This window comes from Methylococcus geothermalis, assembly GCF_012769535.1.
Taxonomy (GTDB): domain Bacteria; phylum Pseudomonadota; class Gammaproteobacteria; order Methylococcales; family Methylococcaceae; genus Methylococcus; species Methylococcus geothermalis.
Genome location: NZ_CP046565.1, coordinates 2378430 through 2396814, shown reverse-complemented (window position 1 = coordinate 2396814; position 18385 = coordinate 2378430). Strand labels below are relative to the sequence as shown.

At 65.2% G+C, this 18385-nt stretch carries 14 protein-coding genes, 1 other RNA gene and 1 CRISPR repeat array (1 of these 16 running past the window's edge); of the genes, 3 read left to right on the top strand and 12 right to left on the bottom strand.

Going from position 1 to position 18385, the window contains the following annotated elements:
- Positions 1–63: 63 nt before the first annotated feature.
- Complete coding sequence (gene epmB / locus GNH96_RS11145) at positions 64–1035, top strand: EF-P beta-lysylation protein EpmB (RefSeq protein ID WP_169603745.1); 972 nt, start codon at positions 64–66, stop codon at positions 1033–1035.
- On the opposite strand, the gene GNH96_RS11140 is transcribed toward epmB, so the two are convergent.
- Positions 1028–1930 (bottom strand): 5'-nucleotidase, encoded by a 903-nt coding sequence (locus tag GNH96_RS11140; RefSeq protein ID WP_169603744.1) that lies wholly within the window; start codon positions 1928–1930, stop codon positions 1028–1030. The two genes, epmB and GNH96_RS11140, sit on opposite strands and share 8 nt — an antisense overlap.
- Before the next feature lie 154 nt (positions 1931–2084).
- On the opposite strand from GNH96_RS11140, the gene GNH96_RS11135 reads away from it, so the two are divergent.
- Positions 2085–2522, top strand: coding sequence for a hypothetical protein (locus tag GNH96_RS11135; RefSeq protein ID WP_169603743.1), 438 nt, complete (start codon positions 2085–2087; stop codon positions 2520–2522).
- A 34-nt stretch (positions 2523–2556) separates the two neighbouring features.
- On the opposite strand, the gene GNH96_RS11130 is transcribed toward GNH96_RS11135, so the two are convergent.
- From GNH96_RS11130 to GNH96_RS11090, 9 genes are all read right to left on the bottom strand, one after another.
- Positions 2557–2901 (bottom strand): histidine triad nucleotide-binding protein, encoded by a 345-nt coding sequence (locus GNH96_RS11130; RefSeq protein ID WP_169603742.1) that lies wholly within the window; start codon positions 2899–2901, stop codon positions 2557–2559.
- Positions 2902–2927: 26 nt separating this feature from the next.
- Positions 2928–3524, bottom strand: coding sequence for a recombination mediator RecR (gene recR, locus GNH96_RS11125; RefSeq protein WP_169603741.1), 597 nt, complete (start codon positions 3522–3524; stop codon positions 2928–2930).
- Positions 3525–3530: 6 nt separating this feature from the next.
- The gene (locus GNH96_RS11120; RefSeq protein ID WP_169603740.1) at positions 3531–3854 is read right to left on the bottom strand and encodes a YbaB/EbfC family nucleoid-associated protein; all 324 of its coding nucleotides are present in this window, start codon (positions 3852–3854) and stop codon (positions 3531–3533) included.
- 4 nt (positions 3855–3858) lie between these two features.
- The gene (dnaX, locus tag GNH96_RS11115; protein WP_169603739.1) at positions 3859–5508 is read right to left on the bottom strand and encodes a DNA polymerase III subunit gamma/tau; all 1650 of its coding nucleotides are present in this window, start codon (positions 5506–5508) and stop codon (positions 3859–3861) included.
- 36 nt (positions 5509–5544) lie between these two features.
- Positions 5545–5641, bottom strand: an RNA gene (gene ffs, locus GNH96_RS11110) — signal recognition particle sRNA small type.
- 96 nt (positions 5642–5737) lie between these two features.
- Positions 5738–6274 carry a DUF2058 domain-containing protein gene (locus GNH96_RS11105; RefSeq protein WP_169603738.1) on the bottom strand — a complete coding sequence of 179 codons (537 nt, stop codon included), beginning with the start codon at positions 6272–6274 and terminating at the stop codon, positions 5738–5740.
- 50 nt (positions 6275–6324) lie between these two features.
- Positions 6325–7506 carry an acetate/propionate family kinase gene (locus GNH96_RS11100; protein WP_169603737.1) on the bottom strand — a complete coding sequence of 394 codons (1182 nt, stop codon included), beginning with the start codon at positions 7504–7506 and terminating at the stop codon, positions 6325–6327.
- A gap of 6 nt (positions 7507–7512) precedes the next feature.
- The gene (locus GNH96_RS11095) at positions 7513–9948 is read right to left on the bottom strand and encodes a phosphoketolase family protein (RefSeq protein ID WP_169603736.1); all 2436 of its coding nucleotides are present in this window, start codon (positions 9946–9948) and stop codon (positions 7513–7515) included.
- Positions 9949–10103: 155 nt separating this feature from the next.
- Positions 10104–13493 (bottom strand): GH36-type glycosyl hydrolase domain-containing protein, encoded by a 3390-nt coding sequence (locus GNH96_RS11090; protein WP_169603735.1) that lies wholly within the window; start codon positions 13491–13493, stop codon positions 10104–10106.
- A 315-nt stretch (positions 13494–13808) separates the two neighbouring features.
- Here GNH96_RS11090 and GNH96_RS11085 point away from each other — a divergent pair, with 315 nt between their 5' ends.
- Entirely contained in the window at positions 13809–16160 is a 2352-nt protein-coding gene (locus GNH96_RS11085; protein WP_169603734.1) for a fatty acid cis/trans isomerase, read from the top strand.
- Between the two features lies 1 nt (position 16161).
- Here GNH96_RS11085 and GNH96_RS11080 read toward each other — a convergent pair whose 3' ends face one another.
- Positions 16162–16497: a hypothetical protein gene (locus GNH96_RS11080; protein ID WP_169603733.1), complete on the bottom strand. Its 336-nt coding sequence runs from the start codon at positions 16495–16497 to the stop codon at positions 16162–16164.
- A gap of 1 nt (position 16498) precedes the next feature.
- Entirely contained in the window at positions 16499–17923 is a 1425-nt protein-coding gene (locus tag GNH96_RS11075; protein ID WP_169603732.1) for a GGDEF domain-containing protein, read from the bottom strand.
- A 240-nt stretch (positions 17924–18163) separates the two neighbouring features.
- Positions 18164–18385: direct repeats of the CRISPR family, unit length 36 nt; unit sequence GTCTTAATCCCTTCTTCATCAGGTCTCGATTACTAC (it continues 1273 nt past the right edge of the window).

Below are 18385 nucleotides of genomic sequence, written 5' to 3'. Positions count from 1 at the left end.
TCATTATAATGGATGGCTGTTTCCCATGAAACAGCGCTGAATTTGTCAGACACGATCATCGACATGAGCAAGAATTGGCAGGCCGAACTGGCCGAAGGCTTCGCCACCGTTCACGAGTTGTTCGGCTATCTCGGCCTTGCCGCGGCGTTCTCGCCGGAGGCCGCGCAACGATTTCCGTTTCGTGTTCCGCGCGCCTATGCCCTGCGGATGAGGCCGGGGGATCCGCATGACCCGCTGCTCCGCCAGGTCCTGCCGATCGAGGAGGAACTGGCGTCGCATCACGGCTTCGTCAGTGATCCCGTCGGCGACCGGCATGCGCTCAAGGCGCCCGGCCTGCTGCACAAATACCGGGGGCGGGCTTTGCTGATCACGACGGGGGCTTGTGCGATCCATTGCCGCTATTGTTTCCGCCGCGAGTTTCCTTACGCCGAGAGCCAATTCACCCCCCAGAGGGAAAAGAAGGCGCTGGATTACCTTGCCGTTGATACGGAATTGAGCGAAATCATCCTGAGCGGGGGCGACCCGCTGCTGTTGAGCGACGCCCGTTTGGCCCACCTGATCGGCCAATTGGCGGCCATCCCCCATTTGCGGCGATTGCGTATCCATACCCGGGTGCCGCTGGTGTTGCCTTCCCGAATGGAGGGGCGGCTCCTGGAAATCCTGTCCGGCCACCGTCTGCAGACCGTCGTGGTCATTCATGCCAATCATCCCCGGGAACTGGGCGGCGACGTCGGTGGTGCGCTGGCCGGGATGCGGGATGCGGGCATGACGTTGCTGAATCAGGCCGTGCTGCTGCGGCAAGTGAACGATTCCGTCCAGACCCTGTGCGACCTCAGCGAATGCCTGTTCGACCACGGGGTGCTGCCTTACTACCTGCATTTGCTGGACAGGGTGCGCGGTACGGCCCATTTCGAAGTGTCCGAAGCCGAAGCGCTGGAGCTGCACGAAGCCTTGCGCCGGCGGTTGCCGGGATACCTGGTGCCGCGCCTGGTTCGGGAAATCGAGGGGCAGCCGTACAAACAGGCGGTCAGCTAGGCGGAGGCGGGTTGGCCACGCCGTGCGGCACATGGCCGGTCGCGACATGGCGGCTGGCCGCCTCGCAATTGCTTTTCTGGTCGTCGAAGAAGATGTCCGCGCCGAAGGCTGCCAGGAACTGGCTCTTGTCCAGGCCACCCAGGAACAGCGCCTCGTCGATCCGGATGTTCCAGGCCCGCAGGGTCCGCACCACCCGTTCGTGCGCGGGGGCGCCCCGGGCGGTCACCAGGGCGGTGCGTAGCGGTGAACTGTCGGCGTCGAACTGGGTCTGAATGTGGTGGAGCACCGCCAGGAAGTTCCGGAACGGACCGCCGGGCAGCGGTTCGCGGGCGCTGGCGCGTTCGTTCTCGGCGAAAGCCTCCAGTCCTGCCGAGCGATAGATGCGTTCGGATTCGTCCGAGAACAGCACCGCGTCGCCATCGAAGGCGATGCGCAGTTGGTCGGATTCGCTGCCGCGGGCGGGCGCGGTGATGATGGTGGCGGCCGCCTGGCCGTCATTGAGTGCGTCGGCGACGTCGCCGGCATCCGCCGACAGGAAAAGTTGGGCGCCGAAGGCCGCGACGTACTTGAACGGAGATCGCCCGCCGGTAAAGGCGGCGCGGGTGATGTCCAAGCCGTGGTGCTGGATGGAGTTGAAGATTCGCAAGCCCGTGTCTGCGCTGTTGCGTGACAGCAGGATGACCTCGACCAATGGCGTGCCGAGGTGTTCGTTCATGACCAGGAGCTTGCGGACCAGCGGGAAGGCGACACCTGGCGTCAGGATCTCGTCTTCGTGCTCGATCTGGTAGCGGCAATAAGCTTCTCGGCCTTCCTGTTCGAAGATGCGGTGCGATTCGTCGAGGTCGAAGAGGGCCCGAGAGGAAATGGCGACGACAAGCTTGGAGGGTGGGTTCATGGCTTGAAAATCAGAGGGTTTCGGCATCGCCGGTATACATTTGGACGCCGGTGCCGCACAATTGAGCGTTTTTCGTGATTCCGCGGCGGCCCCTCAAGGGGTTCCCGGATTCCTCATAATCAGAACAAAAGCAGAACAAAACAAGAGGAGCATCATGCGCCGCAACATCTCCCTCGTATTATTGGTTTTATTCATCATTGGCCTTTACGTGCTGCAGAACAAGGGTGTCGTTCCGTTCGTGATGAAGGTTCTGGAGTCGGATCTCTTCGATGTCAAGGAAGAGGAGGAAGAACAGCTCGGCAAGATCAGGAACGAGCGCACCGACTTCGCTTTCATGCATTGCAAGGCGGCGATGCTGGATGAGCATGTGGTGCCCGAGAATTCGGAGTTCCCGAGCGACAAGTATGAAGCCTGGGCGCTGGGCGGCAGGAACTACATCCTGAGGTCCGAAGTTCTGGCCGACTCCCAGGAGGGAAGGATTGCCCAGAAATTCGTGTGCAAGTTGCGCATGACGGGCGACGACCAGGCGAATCCGGACAGCTGGTCCATCCTCGGCACCGAGCTGAATCCCGCCGAGGGCGGCGCCGAGTAGTTTTTGACCGTCCCTCCTGCAATGAACGGGCGGCTCAGCCCGGCGGCCAGTGCAGGCGGCGGCCGCCGAGGACGTGCAGATGCAGATGGTCGACTGCCTGGCCGGCATCGCCCAGGCAATTGACCACCGTGCGGTAGCCCGATTCGGCAATCCCTTCCAGCGCCGCGACCTTCTTGGCCGTATCGAACAGCGCCGCGGCCAATCCCGGCGCGTCAGCGGGCAATTCGTTGAGGTTCGCGATGTGCGCCTTGGGAATCACCAGCACGTGCACCGGCGCCTGCGGATGGATGTCCCGGAACGCCAGCGTCAGATCGTCCTCATAAACGACGGCGGGCTTGATTTCCCCGGCGACCATCTGGCAGAAGATACATTGCGGCATAGTTCGGCTCCTTGGGGTAAGGGGGTTTAGAAATCCTTGCGGCCGTCGAAGGCGTGCGAAAGCGTGGTGCCGTCGACGTATTCCAGCTCGCCGCCGAACGGGATGCCGTGGGCAATCCGGGTGGTCCGGATGCCGTGGCGCCGGGCCATGTCGCTGAGGTAATGCGCGGTGGCTTCGCCCTCGACCGTGGTATTGGTCGCCAGGATCAGCTCCGCGACACCGTCTTCCTTCAGCCGTTTCTCCAAGGCGCCCAGGCCCAGTTCGGCCGGGCCGATGCCGTCGAGCGGAGAAAGCCGGCCGTTCAGGACGAAGAACAAGCCCTTGTAGGCGGTGGCCCGGCTGATCGCGTATACCTCGGCGGGCGATTCCACGATGCACAACTGCGACCGGTCCCGGGCGGGGTTGGCGCAATGCTCGCACAGGGTGCTCTCGGTCAGGGTGCGGCACTGGCCGCACAGGCCCACCTTCGTCAGGGCGTCATGCAGGGCTTCGCTCAGCCTGCGGGCGGCATCGCGGTCGCGCTGCAGCAGATGCAGCGTCATGCGCTGCGCGGTCTTCGGCCCGACGCCGGGCAGACAGCGCAATGCGTCGATCAGCTCGGAAATGGCGCCGGATTGCCGCATGCGGGGCTAGAACGGCATGTTGAATCCGGGCGGGATGCCCAACCCGCCGGTCAGGGCGGCCATCTTCTCCTGCTTTAGCTTGGCGACCCGGCGCACGCCGTCGTTGAAGGCCGCGGCGATCAGGTCTTCCAGCACTTCGCGTTCTTCCCGCAGCAGGCTGGGATCGATGTCCACCTTCAGCACCTCGCGCTTGCCGGTCATGCGGATCTTCACCAGGCCGCCGCCGGATTCACCCTGGATTTCGGTCGCCGCGATTTCCTCCTGGGTCTTCTGGAAGCTCTCCTGGAAGCGCTGCGCCTGCTGCATCAAATGGGCCAATGGATTTTTCATGGAATTACCTTGAGTTTTCGTGACTGTCTAGCGGCCGGGTCGAGCCTGGCAGGATCTGTGCACCGAACATATCTTTCAGGGCGTTGACGGTCGCATCGTTTTCGATTTCGAGCTCGGCCTCGCGCTGCCTTTCGGCCTGCGTCCGTTGCTCGGCGGCAGCGGGCGTTTCCTCGTTCAAGGATTCACTGCGGATCGTCAATTTGATGGGGCGGCCGAGGAGCTTTTGCAAGGCGTTTTCGAGATTGTTCGCCACAGTGGGCGTGTGAATCTGCGCTTGTCGGGGGTCCAGCACCAGTTCGCACGCGTGCTCGGTCAAGCTCCTCAGCAAGCAATGGCTGGCGAGCTGGCGGGTCATGCCGGCGAGGTTCATGGTATCGATCATCCTCGGCCAGTTCGGCGCATCGCTCGTCGCCACGGGGTTCGCCGCCGCCGGAGACGCTTCGGAAGCGGCCGGGTTAGGGGCCTGCCGGGTGACTTCCCGAGCGCGGTGCGGCTCCCGAATGCCGGCGTCGGCGGGTGCCCGCATCGCCGGGGCGGCCGCCGGCGGGACGATCCTCGGCGCGGCTTCGGCGGAGTGCGGGCGGAAGGCCAGCATTCGCAGCAGCAGCATCTCGAAGCCGTCGCGCGGGTCCGGCGCCAGCGGAAGGTCCTTCTGCCCCTGGAGCGCGATCTGGTAGTAGAGCTGGGTATCCTCCGGGGACAGGCGGCGGGCGAGTTCCAGAATCCGCTCGGCTTCGTCGTCGCGGCGGGCGGCTTCGGGGGCCCACTGGGCGATCGCGACCTGATGCAGGATCGCCAGCAGTTGCTGGACCACGTCCTGGTAGTCCGGTGAGAATTCGGCGAGTGCGGCGGACACAGCGAGCAGGGCGTCGGCGGCGCCGTCGGCCAGCGCGTCCAGCAGGCCATAGACCGGTTCCCGCGAGACGGTGCCGAGCATGGCGCTGACGCCGGTTTCGGTCAGGCGGCCGCCGCAGTGCGCGATGGCCTGATCCAGCAGGCTGAGGCCGTCGCGCATGCTGCCCTGGGCGGCACGGGCCAGAGCCTTGGCGGCGCCGGGTTCGAAGTCCAGGTTTTCCGATGCCAGAATCCGCGTCATCTGGGCGCGGATCTGCTCCGGCGTCAGCCGTTTGAGGTTGAACTGCAGGCAGCGCGACAGCACGGTGACCGGAATCTTCTGCGGATCGGTGGTCGCCAGCAGGAATTTCACATGCGGCGGCGGCTCTTCCAGGGTCTTCAGCAGGGCGTTGAAGCTGTGCCCGGAGAGCATGTGGACTTCATCGATCAGGTAGACCTTGTAGCGCCCCTGATTGGGAGCGTACTGGACGTTGTCCAGAAGGTCGCGGGTGTCCTCGACCTTGGTGCGGGAGGCGGCGTCGACTTCGATCAAATCGATGAAACGGCCTTCGTCCACTTCCCGGCAGATCAGGCAGTGGCCGCAGGGATTCGCCCCCTGGAGGTCTTCGCAGTTGAGCGCCTTGGCCAGAATCCGGGCCAGCGTGGTCTTGCCGACGCCGCGGGTGCCGGTGAACAAATAGGCATGGTGCATGCGGCCGGCTTCCAGCGCATGCGTCAGCGCCTTGACGACGTGCTCCTGGCCGACGACTTCGGTGAAATTGTGGGGTCGCCACTTACGCGCAAGTGCCTGGTAGAGCATGGAGTTGCGGCGAAAGAGTAGGGAATGGGTGGCTCACCGCATCAGCCACACCCCGGCACACGAATCCGCTGCTACCGTTGCTCCCTTCCGGGCCTGGCGGGGTTCACAGCGTATCATTGCGAGGGGACCGATGCGGCTTGCCATAGAATCGGTGAGCCGGGTGCTCATCAGAGAAGGGGCATTATGCCTGTTAGCGAGGCCTTGCACAAGGACGCAATAGCCATTCTGATTACCACCTCAGATCGTCCGGCACTGGGTAGGCGGCGTAGGGGTCGTCCGAATTGTCCTCGCCGGTCTGCCGTGATTCATTCTTGAGAACGATATATGAGGCGTCCCGGGCGGCGATGCGATCGGCGATTTCCGCGGGCACAAGCTGGTACTTGCCGTCCAGTTTGACGATGGCGGCCTGGCCGGCGGCGAGCCGCTTGCGCATGGCCTCGTCGACATAGATGCGTTTGACGGAGCCGCCATCGGCGAAGTGGAACGCCACATCGCCTTCGGCGGACTGTCGGTTGGCGTCGACGAGCTGGCGGATCTGGGCGGCGAGGGCCTTGCGATCGTCGGCCTCCTTCTTCTGCAGGTTCAGCTCGCGGTCGCGCGCGGCTTTTTCCGCCTGGGCCTGCTGTATCCTGGCCTTGTCGGCATCGGCGCCCTTGTTTTCGATGGCGCGCTGGCGCTCCTTGCGCTGGTCCTTTTGCGCTTTCTTCAGTTGCTTGTCGTTGACCAGGCCTGCCTTGCGCAGCTGCTCCTGGAGGGGGTTGCTCATGGAGGGGGTCCTGTAGGCTTGAATGATCTCGGAGGGGCGAATATTAAGGCTTAAGGGGGTTCCGCGAAACCTCGCGCCAGCCCCAGGGTTTGCCGGACATGGCGGGCGATCATGGCTTCCTCGTTGGTGGGGATCACCAGCACGCGGACACGGCTGTCCGGCGTGTGCAGGATTCGGTCGGCGGCCGGATCGATCACGACCCCGAGCCAGGCCGCAAGCTCGCAGATGCGGGCGCGCACGGGCGCTGCGTGTTCGCCGATGCCGGCGGTGAAGACCAGGGCGTCCAGCCCGCCCAATGCGGCGCTCAGCGAGCCGATTTCGCGGGCGATGCGGTAGCAGAAATACTCGACGGCTTCGGCGGCTTCCGGGCGGTCGCTGGCCAGCAGATCGCGCATGTCGCCGCTCAGGCCGGACAGCCCCAGCAGTCCCGAGCGCTTGTAGAGCAGGTCCGAGAGCGTTGCGGCATCCATGCCCGGCTGGGTCATCAGGTGCAACAGCACGCCGGGATCGATGGCGCCGCAGCGGGTGCCCATGGGGATGCCGTCCAGGGCGGTGAACGACATGGTGGTGGCGACGCTGCGGCCCGCCCGCATGGCGCAAAGGCTGGCGCCGTTGCCGAGATGGCAGACGATGGTGCGGCCTTCCGCCGCGACGGGGTCGACCTCCGGCAGACGCGAGGCGATGTACTCGTAGGACAGGCCGTGGAAGCCGTAGCGGCGGATGCCGGCCGCCTCGTATTCCCTGGGCAGGGCGAAGCGCTTTTCGACGGCAGACTGGGTGGCGTGGAAGGCGGTGTCGAAGCAGGCGACTTGCGGCAAGTCGGGGAACTTCGCCGCCAGCAGCCGGATGGGAGCGAGGTTATGCGGCTGGTGCAGCGGCGCCAGCGGGATCAGCGCCTCGATCCGCCCGATGATCTCGTCGGTCACCCGTTCCGGTCGAACCAGGCCGTCGCCGCCGTGGACCACCCGGTGGCCGACCGCGGCGGGCTTGAATCCCCCGTCGTTGCGGGTCAGCCAATCGAACAGCCAGACCAGGGCCTCCTCATGGGTATGCGCCGGAATCGGGCCTTGAAACAGCATGGCGCCTTCGGCATCGCGCAAGCTGGCGCAGGCGCTGCTGCCGGATTTGCCTCCGAGCCGGTCGAGCAGGGCGCCCAGCAGCCGTTTTTCGCCGTTCAGCAGGGAGAACTTGACGGTCGAGGAACCGGCATTGACGACGGCGATAGGGTTCATGGGGGATCAATACGGCCAGCGCCACTCGACCATTTCCGGCATGTCGACGCCATGTTCGTAGGCGTACTGGCGGCAGGCGATCTGCTGCTTGCGGAACCTGGCCTTGGCGTGAGCGCCGGAAACCGCGATTTCCGGAATCCGGTCGATGACGTCGATGGCCAGGCTGAAGCGGTCGATCTGGTTGTTGATCGCCAGTTCCAGCGGGGTATTGATGTTGCCTTTCTCCTTGTAGCCGCGCACGTGCATGTTGGCGTGGTTGGTGCGTCGGTAAGCCAGGCGGTGGATCAGCCAGGGGTAGCCGTGGAAGTTGAAGATGATCGGCTTGTCCTTGGTGAACAGGCTGTCGAAATCCTTGTCGCTGAGGCCGTGCGGATGCTCGGATTCGGGCTGCAGCTTGAACAGGTCCACCACGTTGATGAAGCGGATCTTCAGTTCCGGGAATTCCTCGCGGAGCAGGGTCGTGGCGGCGAGGGCTTCCAGGGTCGGGATGTCGCCGGCGCAGGCCATGACCACGTCGGGCTCCCGACCCTCGTCGTTGCTGGCCCATTCCCAGATGCCCAAGCCCTCGGTGCAATGGGCAACCGCGGCGTCCATGTCCATGAACTGGAGGTGCAACTGCTTGTCCGACACGATCACGTTGATGTAGTTCTGGCTGCGCAGGCAGTGGTCGGCGACCGACAGCAGGCTGTTGACGTCCGGCGGCAGGTAGATGCGGGTGACGTCCGCGCTCTTGTTGACGACCACGTCCAGGAAGCCGGGGTCCTGGTGGGTGAAGCCGTTGTGGTCCTGCCGCCAGACCGTCGAGGTGATCAGGAGGTTGAGCGAGGCGATGTCCTGGCGCCAGGACAGGTGGTTGCAGATGGACAGCCACTTGGCGTGCTGGTTGAACATCGAGTCGATGACATGCACGAAGGCTTCGTAGGTCGAGAAGAAGCCGTGGCGTCCGGTCAGCAAATAGCCCTCCAGCATGCCTTCCAGCGTATGCTCGCTGAGCATTTCGATGACCCGGCCATCGGGGGCCAGTTCGCCGCCGTCCTGGTCCTCGGGGAAATACTCGGCGATCCAGAATTTCTTGGCGGCGGCGTAGATGGCGTCCAGCTTGTTGGAGGTATTCTCGTCCGGGCCGAACACCCGGAAGTTGTGCATGTTCTCCTTCATCACGTCGCGCAGGAACACCCCCAGCGGCTGGGTGTTCGGCGCTTCGATCTGGCCCGGTTTGGCGACCTCGATGCCGTAGTTCCGAAAATTGGGGATGCGCAGGGCCTTGCGCAGATAGCCGCCGTTGGCGTGGGGATTGAGTCCCATGCGGCGGAAGCCGGCCGGCGCCATTTCCCGGATTTCCGCGACGGGCCGGCCTTCGGCGTCGAACAGTTCTTCCGGTTTGTAGCTGCGCATCCAGCTTTCCAGCAGCTTCAGGTGCTCGGGGTTTTTCAGCACGTCCGCTACCGGCACTTGGTGGGCGCGCCAGAAGCCCTCGACGTTGCGGCCGTCGATCTGGCGCGGCGCGGTCCAGCCCTTGGGCGAACGCAGCACGATCATCGGCCAGCGCGGTCGCCGGGCGATGCCGGAGGCGCGAGCCTCGGTCTGGGCGGCGCGGATGTCCTCGATGCAGCGGTCCAGGGTGGCGGCCATCGCCTGGTGCATGCTTTCCGGCTCCGACCCTTCCACGAAATAAGGCGTGTAGCCGTAGCCTCTGAGCAGGTTTTCCAGCTCGTCGTGGCTGATGCGGGCCAGCAGGGTGGGGTTGTTGATCTTGTAGCCGTTGAGGTTGAGGATAGGCAGCACCGCGCCGTCGCGGATCGGGTTGAGGAATTTGTTGATGTGCCAGGAGGTGGCGAGCGGGCCGGTCTCGGCCTCGCCGTCGCCGACCACGGCGGCCACGATCAAGTCGGGGTTGTCGAAGGCCGCGCCGCAGGCGTGCGATAGCACATAGCCCAGCTCGCCGCCTTCATGGATCGAGCCCGGCGTTTCCGGGGTGCAATGGCTGCCGATGCCGCCGGGGAAGGAGAACTGCTTGAAGAAATTCAACAAACCTTCTTCGCTCAGGTCCTTGTCCGGGTAGATTTCGGTATAGCTGCCTTCCAGATACAGCGGTCCCAACACACCGGGGGCGCCGTGGCCGGGCCCGGCCATGAAGATCATGTTCAGGTCGTGTTTCTTGATGGCCCGGTTCAGGTGGGTGTAGGTGAACGAAAGGCCGGGGCTGGAGCCCCAATGGCCGAGCAGGCGGTTCTTGATATGCTCGCGCTTGAGCGGTTCGCGCAGCAGCGGGTTGTCGCGCAGGTAGATCATCCCCACCGCCAAATAATTGCAGGCCCGCCAGAAGGCGTGGATTTTCCGGACTTCTTCGGCATCCAGCGGCGTTTCGCTCACGGTGGCGCGGGTCGGGCCGTAGACGCTGAGCTGCTCGAATTCGGAAGAAGGGGGGAGCTGGGTTTCCATCGGTACTCTCCGTGGTGAACTGCGTGACAGAGGAGCGTTTGAGCAGGGGGCAGGGCCCGGATGACGCTGCCTATTTTGCTCCGCCATTATGACAGCGCAAGAACCGAAGCGGTCCGCGGATGCGGCGAAACGGTCTCGATGCCGGCGCGGGCGTCTCAATTCAAGGTCACGGCCAGCCGGTTCCGGTCTTCCGTCGACTTCGCCCGTAACGCCTCCAGCGCGACTTCCACGCCGCCCATCCGGTAAGGATTGGCCGCCCGGCTGAACGGCAGATCGGCACCGTTCAGGCTGAGCGCCAGGGGACCGCAGCCGGAACTCCGGACGGAGTAGACGACTTCGAACTGGCAGCCGGCGAGATCCAGTTCGATACGGAGGCCGTCCAGCGCTTTCGGGATGACCGGGTCGATCACCAGCCTCGAGCTTTCCAGCCGCAACCCCAGCAATCCGCGCAAGATCAGGCCCATGCCGATGCCCGCGCCGCTCGAATACACCCGCCAGCCGCCGTCGAAGGCGATTTCCCCCTTCCGAACCCGCTCGTACTCGGCGTAAGCCTGGTAGCGGTCGGCGAAGGCGGCGTCGGAGCTGGAGTAATAGCAGTTGGCCTGGCGCAAGGTCGCGGTGGGTACGAGCGCGCGGAGGCCGATGGGATTGGCCTTGCATAGCGCCTTGAAGAAGCCCTCCGCGTCACCGTAGCGGGCCAGCGCTTCCGCATAGCGGAGATGGGCGTGGGTGTACATCAGCCCGATTTCGCGGCCGAAGAAGCTGCTGCTCTCGGCCCGCTGGAAGTATGTCTGCGGGCCGCCGCGGTAGGCCATCGGCCGGTCGAACAGCCTGGCGCCGTCGGGCCCGAGCAGGTGGTCCTCGATGAGTTGCAGGTGCCGCGCCGCCTGTCCGGGCGTCAACAGCCCGTGGGTGATGGCATGGATCATCGGCAGCAGGCTATAGGAAAGTCCGGTGGCCCGGTCAAGCGGATGCACGAGATAGTCGATGCTTTCATCTTCCCTGACATGGGCATAGCCGGCGAGGATGCCGTCGACGATCAGCAGACGCTGGAAGTCGTCGCGCACTTCCGCCGCCGCGGCCTCGAAGGCCGCCGCCTGGTCATCGCGCTTCAAGCGGCGCAGCGCCTCCGCCAGCGTGGCCAGGGTCTGGTGGTGCAGGGTCACCGTCCAGGAACTACACAGGCGCTCGCGCATGGCCGGGTTGACCGGCTGGAGGGAATCGTTCCAGTCGCCGTGGCCGTAGGCGGCCAGCCGGGTCCCGGGGATGGTCCGGGCAGCCACGACCAGCAGCGCGCGCTCCACGTGCTCCCAGAGCGTCGCCCGTTCGGCCTTGTCGCCGCCTTCCGGATGGAAGAAGGGCAGAACCTCGTCCAGCAGCGCGCCGTCTCCGGAGGCCAGCAGGTATTGGGCGAGGGCCAGGACCGGCCAGAACACGATGTCGCCGTGCGAGTCGCCGGGGCGGATGTTGCGCTCGCGCTCGAAGAACATGAACCACTGCGGCCAATCGCCATCCGGATTCTGGTTCCTGAACACCCGGCACAGCAGGTCGCGAATCGGCTCGAACCGGCCCAGGGCCAGCAGCATTTCCACCGGTCCCTGGCAGACGTCGCGGACACCCCAGCCGCCGCCGGAATACTGCTCCAGCCCGCGCGGACTGAGGTAATGAACCAGGGCGTCATGGGCGAACCAGGGCAGGATTTCCCGCAGGCGCTCGATGTCTCCCCCCAACGCACTGCCGGCCGGCGGATGGACCCGCAATCCCGCGGTCATGTCGCGCCAATAGTGGCCCGCGCCGGTTTCGGCTGTGGCCGGGGGAGCCGGCACCAGGCTGCCGGTGATGCGGAAGCCGGCCGACGAGACCGGGGCCGTGACGAGGCACAGGAAGGGTTCCCCTCGGGACTGGCCGTCGGCGTACAGCAGCTCGTCCCCCCCCACGGTCTCGAGCGGAGTGCCGGGCAGCGGATCGATGCGGAAGCCGCCGTCCGGGAAACGGCGGCCGAGGTCGGATCCGGGTACCGGGCGAACCAACACCCCCGTCCCGTCGCGGACGAACCGCGCCGGGACGGCCTCGGCGCCGTCGTCGCCGTTGAGGGCGACATGGTTGCTGAGCAGGCAGCGGACGGGCGGTCCTTCCAGTACCTCCAGGGTTACCGAGAGTTCATGACTTCCGGTGGCGGCCTCGCTGCGTATCTGCAACGATCCGCCGGCGTGTTTATAAATCCAGCGGCAGCCCTCCGGCTTCATCTCGAAGGCGGAGGGCACGTCGAGCAGCTGCCAGCGGCCTTCGATCTCGACGAACAGCCGTTGACCGTGCGCCCGGAACAGGCTCAGGTAACTGTGGGTGGTGGACAGGAAGCGGTTGATGCTCACATGGCCCTGGGTCACCATCGAATGAAACACGCCGGCCATCCAGACGGTGGAGGTCAGGCCGGCCTCGTCCGGCACCAGGCCGTTGCCGGTGCGGAGGATGTGGCCGTGGGGGCGCAGCACCTCGAGCTCCTTGGCCCTGAGCGCGATGTGGCCGCGGTCGCCGGCGAAGAAGGACAGCAGGCGGCCATGCTCCGATTCCGGCTCCCGCCGGATGCCGCCGAACAGCTCGGCGATCTCGGCATCGCCGAGCTCGAGGGCTTCGAGGAGCGGTGCGGCGCTGAAGAGATTGGCTGACGGCGCGAAACCTTCGGATCGATCCGGCCTTGCCGGGGGAGGCGCGGCTTCCGGCAGGCTCAGCGCCCGGTCGGCCAAGGTCAGATCGGCCTCGGAGGTCGCCTCCGGGTGATCCGGTTCGAACCAGCCGAAGAACCCCGCCGCCGATGCCTCGCCAGGTGCCAGTGTCAGCGGGGCATCCTGGATCACGGCCATGGCGTGTTCGTGCTGGCGGCGCGAGCCGGGGAGGCCCTCCATCAGCCCCCGCGGCGGGCGCCCGGCCCGGCTTTCCAGGCCGTAAAATTGCAGCGCGTCGGTGGCGAAGCTCCGAGCCCGGTTCAGCGAGCCGATGGCGACCCAGGGAAAACGGCCGCCCATCGCCAGATTCTGACGGGAGGCCAGGACCGTACCCCGCGAGGGGTGAGGGAGCGGTGTATGGTCGAGGTACTGGCTGACGTAGTATTCGTTGAGCCGCACCGCCCCGTATTGCGCCAGCCCCAGGTCCTGGGCGTAGACCAGCTCCACCGTTGAGGCGGTCCGGCCGGTGTTCTCCAGCGCCACGTGCCAGAACCAGGCGGGCGCGGCTTCGGCCAGCACCAGGCAGACGCCGAACCGGATGCCCGCCCATTCCCCCTCGATCGATAGCCCTCGACCGTCGCACCGTATGCGGCCGGGACCGCGCGGACCGAGCAGCGGCACGGCCTCGCAGGGGGAACCGAGGCGGCGCAGATAGAGATTGGCCGGTCCGCCCTCGGCTTCCGAGCCGGGGAACAGGTTGATGAGAATATCCCCGTGATCCATGCGCCGGATCGAGCCGCTGGATGTGAGCCGGAAGACCAGACCGGAAGGGCTTTCGAGGCGGAGCGCCGGCTTCGCCGCCAGCGGATGCTGTGGGTTCATGGGCTTTCCTTCATGGTCGGCTGCGATCCGCCGGGATGGCGGGATGCGGGATGCGGTTTCAAAACGCGACGGTTGGAGTGATGTCGTCCAGTTTCGTTTCGACCGGCGCGGAAACGGCGTTGTCATCGGTCGCCTCGCGGGTAGTGACGACCTGTCCGTGCGACTGATGCCGGCTCGATGCAGGCGGGAGGATAGCGGATCGCTTCGGCGAAACCAAGAATGGCATTAGCCGCGCTCGGGCATCTTTGTTACCTTTCCGGGCCAGATGCGTGACCCAGAGGGGAAAGTGCCGTGGACTGCTTCCGAAGACTTCCAATGCGTGTCTTGTTCGCGTCGATCCTCGTCGTGCTCGTCGCGGGTTGCGCCGCCTATGGCCGGTACCCGTGGGATCAGCGCTACGGCGCACCCGATCCGGGACGTTTCGACGGATCCCGGACTACGGCGGCATCGCCCATCGAGTACCGGCGCGACATCAAACCCATCCTGGACAGCCGCTGCGTGGTTTGCCACGCCTGCTACGACGCGCCCTGCCAGTTGCAGCTGGGCAGCTACCAGGGAGTGACGCGCGGCGCCAACGGCGAACGGGTCTACGACGCCGCCCGCCTGCTGGCGGCCGAGCCGACCCGCTTGTTCCAGGATGCCGCCAGCAACGCCGAATGGCGAACCAAGGGATTCCACCCCGTGCTCAACGAGCGCAGCCCCGGCGCCGAAGCCAATCGCGAAGCCAGCGTGCTGGCGCGCCTGCTGGCGCTCAAGCGCCGATATGAATTTCCCCCATACGGCGTGCTGGCGCAGGACCGCTACGATTTTTCCCTGGACCGCAGTCAGCAATGCCCGGCCATCGAAGAGATCGGCCGCTTCGAATCGGAGCACCCCGAATGGGGCATGCCTTACGGCCTGCCACCGCTCTCCGAGCGGGAAAACCGCGCCGTGACGGCCTGGCTGGAGGCCGGCGCCCCCGCCGCTCCGGAGCCTTCCCCGAGCGAGGCGCAGCGCGATCGGATCGCCCGCTGGGAGGCATTTCTCAACGGCGCCGATCCGAAAACGCGCCTGATGAGCCGGTACCTGTACGAACACTGGTTCCTGGCCCATCTCTATTTCGACGACCTTCCGCCCGGCGACTACTTCGAGCTCGTCCGCTCCCGCACCCCGCCGGGCCAGCCCATCGACCTCATCGTGACCCGCCGCCCCTACGACGATCCCGGCGTGGCGCGGGTCTACTACCGCCTGCGCCAGCATCGCCCGACCCTGGTCTCCAAGACCCACATGCCCTATGCCCTGAACGCGGCACGAATGGCGCGCATCCGGGCGTGGTTCCTGGACCAGCCCTATGCCGTCAAGGCGCTGCCGTCCTACGATCCGAAGGTCGCGGCGAATCCGTTCCTCGCCTTCGAGCAGATTCCGGTGCGTTCGCGCTATCGGCTGCTGCTGGACGAGGCCCAGTTCACCATCATGAATTTCATCAAGGGGCCGGTCTGCCGCGGCCAGGTGGCGCTCAACGTGATCACCGATCACTTCTGGATCGGCTTCCTGCATCCCGACGCTCCGACGTCCAACGAAACGTCGGCCTTCCTGGCCGACGTCCTCAAGGAAGTCAGTCTGCCGACGGAACAGCAAAGCGATGCGCTCCTCACCAAATGGCTGTCGTATTCCCGCGGGGAAACCGAATACCTGAAGCGCAAATCCGAACTCTTGAACCGGCAGTTCACGGGAGAGAACAGTCCCAGCTTGTCCATGCTGTGGGACGGCGACGGGACCAACCGCAATGCCGCGCTCACGGTGTTCCGCCATTTCGACAGTGCCAGCGTGGTCAAGGGGCTGCTCGGCGATCGGCCGCAGACCGCCCTCATCATGGGCTATCCCTTGCTGGAGCGCATCCACTACCTGCTGGTGGCCGGGTTCGACGTCTACGGCAACACCGCGCATCAACTCGAGGCCCGGCTATACATGGATTTCCTGCGCATGGAGGGAGAGCTGAATGTTCTTGCGCTGCTGCCCGCGGGCGACCGCAACGAGGTGCGCGACCTGTGGTATCGCGGAGCGGGAGATGCGGTGAAATCCTACCTCAACGGCAGCAAGGCCTATTTCACCCAGCGCACGGGCATCGCCTACCGAACCGGCGACTCGCTATCGGAACTCTACGGTCTGTGGAAAGCGCATCTGTCGCCGGTGCTGGATCATCGCCACGATCTTGCCGAAAGCGCGCAGGACGATCCGAATGCGGAGCTGCTGAAAACGCTCGCCGCCTTGCGGGGCAGGGTGCTCTCCTATCTTCCGGAATCCAGTTTCCTGACCGTCCAGGGCGCGGACGGCGTCGACCGCCATTACACCCTGATCCGAAACAGCGCCCACAGCAACATTTCCGAGCTGTTTTCCGAAGAAGACCGGCGCCTGCCCGACGAGGATACCTTGCTGGTGGCGCGCGGATTCATCGGCGCCTATCCAAACGCTTACTATCGGCTCCGGAGCAACCGGCTGGCGGCGTTCGTCGATCGGGTCGGCCGTCTCCGCTCGGAACAGGACTATGCCGCGCTCGCCGCCCGCTTCGCCGTGCGTCGCACGAATCCGCGGTTTTGGGCCCACAGCGATGCCTTGCACGAGGCCTTCCGCAAGGCCGAGCCGGTGGAAGCGGCGCTGTTCGACCTCAATCGCCTCGAAAACCGTTAGTTCAGCGTTTGAACAGCAGATCGAAGGTTTCCTGCTGGCGGGTGTCCAGGCCGGCGGTCGTGATCTGCAAATGGAGCATATTGCCGTTGATGAACGTCACCCGGCAGGGGATTTTCAGCAGCGCGTTGGGCAGGCCGGGGCCGCGGATGATGAGGGTGAGTATGCCCCGGTCTCCCGGCTTGGGCCGGCGAGGTCCGGGCGTCAACAGGGCGGCGCTTTGCAGAGAGACATCCTGGGGCGAGAGGTCGCGGGTGTTGCCGGTGATCGTCGAACTGCCGGGAAGTTCGAGCCTGCAGGCCAGGCGGAGTTCGCGGCGGGCGGCATGGGCCTGGGCCATCCTACGTCTCCGCGCCTGCCCCGGGGCGGTTTTGCTTTTCCGCATACATGGCGGCATCGGCCCGGCGCAGCAATGCGTCCAGCGCCGTGTCGGATTCGGCACGTACCGCCACGCCAATGCTGGCCCCCACATCGAGTCCGGGCGTAGCGGCCAACCGCAGCGTCCGCTCGATCCGGGCGCTCACCTTGCGTGCGCCGGCCTCGTCGGTGGCCGGCAGGAGCGCGGCGAATTCGTCGCCGCCGATCCGCCCGACCAGATCGCCTTCCCGCAGGCCGGTCCGGCAAGCCTCGGCGACCCGAGTGATGGCCGCATCGCCCATGTGATGGCCGTAGCTGTCGTTGATGACTTTCAGGCCGTCCACGTCGATTATCAGGGCCGCCAGCGGCCGGCCGGAGGTGCGGGCGTCGGCCAGCATCGTTTCGCCCCGCTCGAAAAAGTAGGCGCGATTGCATAGCCCCGTGAGGCCGTCGCGGGTGGCACGGCGGTGAAGTTCTTCGGTGCGCTCCGCCACGCGTTTTTCGAGCGTCTCGTTCAACCGCATCAGTTTTTCCTCGGCGGCACGGCGCTCGCTGACGAGGGCTCCCATGGCCAAGGTGGAAATCCCCAGGGCGACCACCAGCAGGCCCACGCTCAACAAGGGCTGCGAATTCCCCAAGAGATGAAACGGCCCATGCCGGAGCAGGGTTCCGCCGATGGCGATCAGCGCCACGGCCGAAAGCAGGGTGGTCGCCGCACGCAGGGAGCAGCGCACGGTCAGCCACAGAACCGGCCCGAACAGCAGGTAGGGCAGTCCCTCGAACGGATGTTCCGGCGCACGGATGCCGAGAAAAACCGCCACGGCGAAGACCAGCGTCGCGGTCGCCACGGCGGCGGCCTCCCAAGGCATGCCGCGACGCCGGCGCTCGCGGCGATGGGCGAGCCACAGGATCAGCGTCGGTCCCAGAAGAAATATGCCGCCCGCTTCGGAAAGCATCCAGCGCCACCAGGCGCTGTCGATGCCCTTCAAGGGGACGAGGCTGGCCGCGACCGCCAGGGCGACCCCGACGGAAGCGGCAAGACAAGCCGGCACGATCGCGCCGAAAACGACGAAGCAGACCACCTGCCGGAGCCGGGCAAATGGCAGCTTCGAGTGCGTCGTCCAGCGGACGAGCTGCGCGCCGAAAACCGGAGCGGCAACATTGACCACGGATATGGCGATCGCCAGCGGAAGAGGTAAGCCGAACAGGCGCCAGTTGACGAAGAAGGCGCCGGCGAAGATGCCGGGCCATAGCCGGGTGCCGCCCAGCAGTGCCGCCGCCAGCGCGATGCCGGCAGGGGGCCAGAAAGGCGAGGGGAAAAAGCTGAATCCCGAGAGCAGTGCCGAGGTGCCGAACCCCGCCGCGGCATAGGCCAGCGCGACGCTGAGATTTTGCCATTCAGTACGCATCGCTCGGCCCGGGATATCTTCGGCGAGATGCCGGCGGGTGGCCGCTGCCCGGCATCGGCTCGTTCGGTCTTCGTGTCGAACCGGCGCGCGGATGGTGAAAATCGATCAGGGGCATGTCTCGATTGCTACCTATCGCAGGAGCAGGTTTGAAACCCGCCCCTGCCATGAATGGCTTAATCCTTTTTCTACCAAGTCTCGATTACGACGTTTAATCGTAGACGGCCTCCGCAAACTAAGCAAGTCTTAATCCCTTCTTCATCAGGTCTCGATTGCTACTGAAAAAACCGGTAAGCCTATTACTGAAGCTCGGTCTTAATCCCTTCTTCATCAGGTCTCGATTACTACTCGAGGAGATTGCGATGACTATGGAATTGAGAGTCTTAATCCCTTCTTCATCAGGTCTCGATTACTACCGGCATGAATCAATTATTGCAAGCCATTCGCACCGTCTTAATCCCTTCT

Excerpts from the sequence above, each read along its gene's own strand:
- GNH96_RS11130 (WP_169603742.1), bottom strand. The coding sequence starts at position 2,901 with ATGCCGCAATGTATCTTCTGCCAGATGGTCGCCGGGGAAATCAAGCCC.
- GNH96_RS11075 (WP_169603732.1), bottom strand. The coding sequence starts at position 17,923 with ATGCGTACTGAATGGCAAAATCTCAGCGTCGCGCTGGCCTATGCCGCG.
- GNH96_RS11085 (WP_169603734.1), top strand. The coding sequence starts at position 13,809 with ATGCGTGTCTTGTTCGCGTCGATCCTCGTCGTGCTCGTCGCGGGTTGC.
- GNH96_RS11140 (WP_169603744.1), bottom strand. The coding sequence starts at position 1,930 with ATGAACCCACCCTCCAAGCTTGTCGTCGCCATTTCCTCTCGGGCCCTC.
- GNH96_RS11120 (WP_169603740.1), bottom strand. The coding sequence starts at position 3,854 with ATGAAAAATCCATTGGCCCATTTGATGCAGCAGGCGCAGCGCTTCCAG.
- GNH96_RS11090 (WP_169603735.1), bottom strand. The coding sequence starts at position 13,493 with ATGAACCCACAGCATCCGCTGGCGGCGAAGCCGGCGCTCCGCCTCGAA.
- GNH96_RS11105 (WP_169603738.1), bottom strand. The coding sequence starts at position 6,274 with ATGAGCAACCCCCTCCAGGAGCAGCTGCGCAAGGCAGGCCTGGTCAAC.
- GNH96_RS11135 (WP_169603743.1), top strand. The coding sequence starts at position 2,085 with ATGCGCCGCAACATCTCCCTCGTATTATTGGTTTTATTCATCATTGGC.
- epmB (WP_169603745.1), top strand. The coding sequence starts at position 64 with ATGAGCAAGAATTGGCAGGCCGAACTGGCCGAAGGCTTCGCCACCGTT.
- GNH96_RS11100 (WP_169603737.1), bottom strand. The coding sequence starts at position 7,506 with ATGAACCCTATCGCCGTCGTCAATGCCGGTTCCTCGACCGTCAAGTTC.
- GNH96_RS11080 (WP_169603733.1), bottom strand. The coding sequence starts at position 16,497 with ATGGCCCAGGCCCATGCCGCCCGCCGCGAACTCCGCCTGGCCTGCAGG.
- GNH96_RS11095 (WP_169603736.1), bottom strand. The coding sequence starts at position 9,948 with ATGGAAACCCAGCTCCCCCCTTCTTCCGAATTCGAGCAGCTCAGCGTC.
- recR (WP_169603741.1), bottom strand. The coding sequence starts at position 3,524 with ATGCGGCAATCCGGCGCCATTTCCGAGCTGATCGACGCATTGCGCTGT.
- dnaX (WP_169603739.1), bottom strand. The coding sequence starts at position 5,508 with ATGCTCTACCAGGCACTTGCGCGTAAGTGGCGACCCCACAATTTCACC.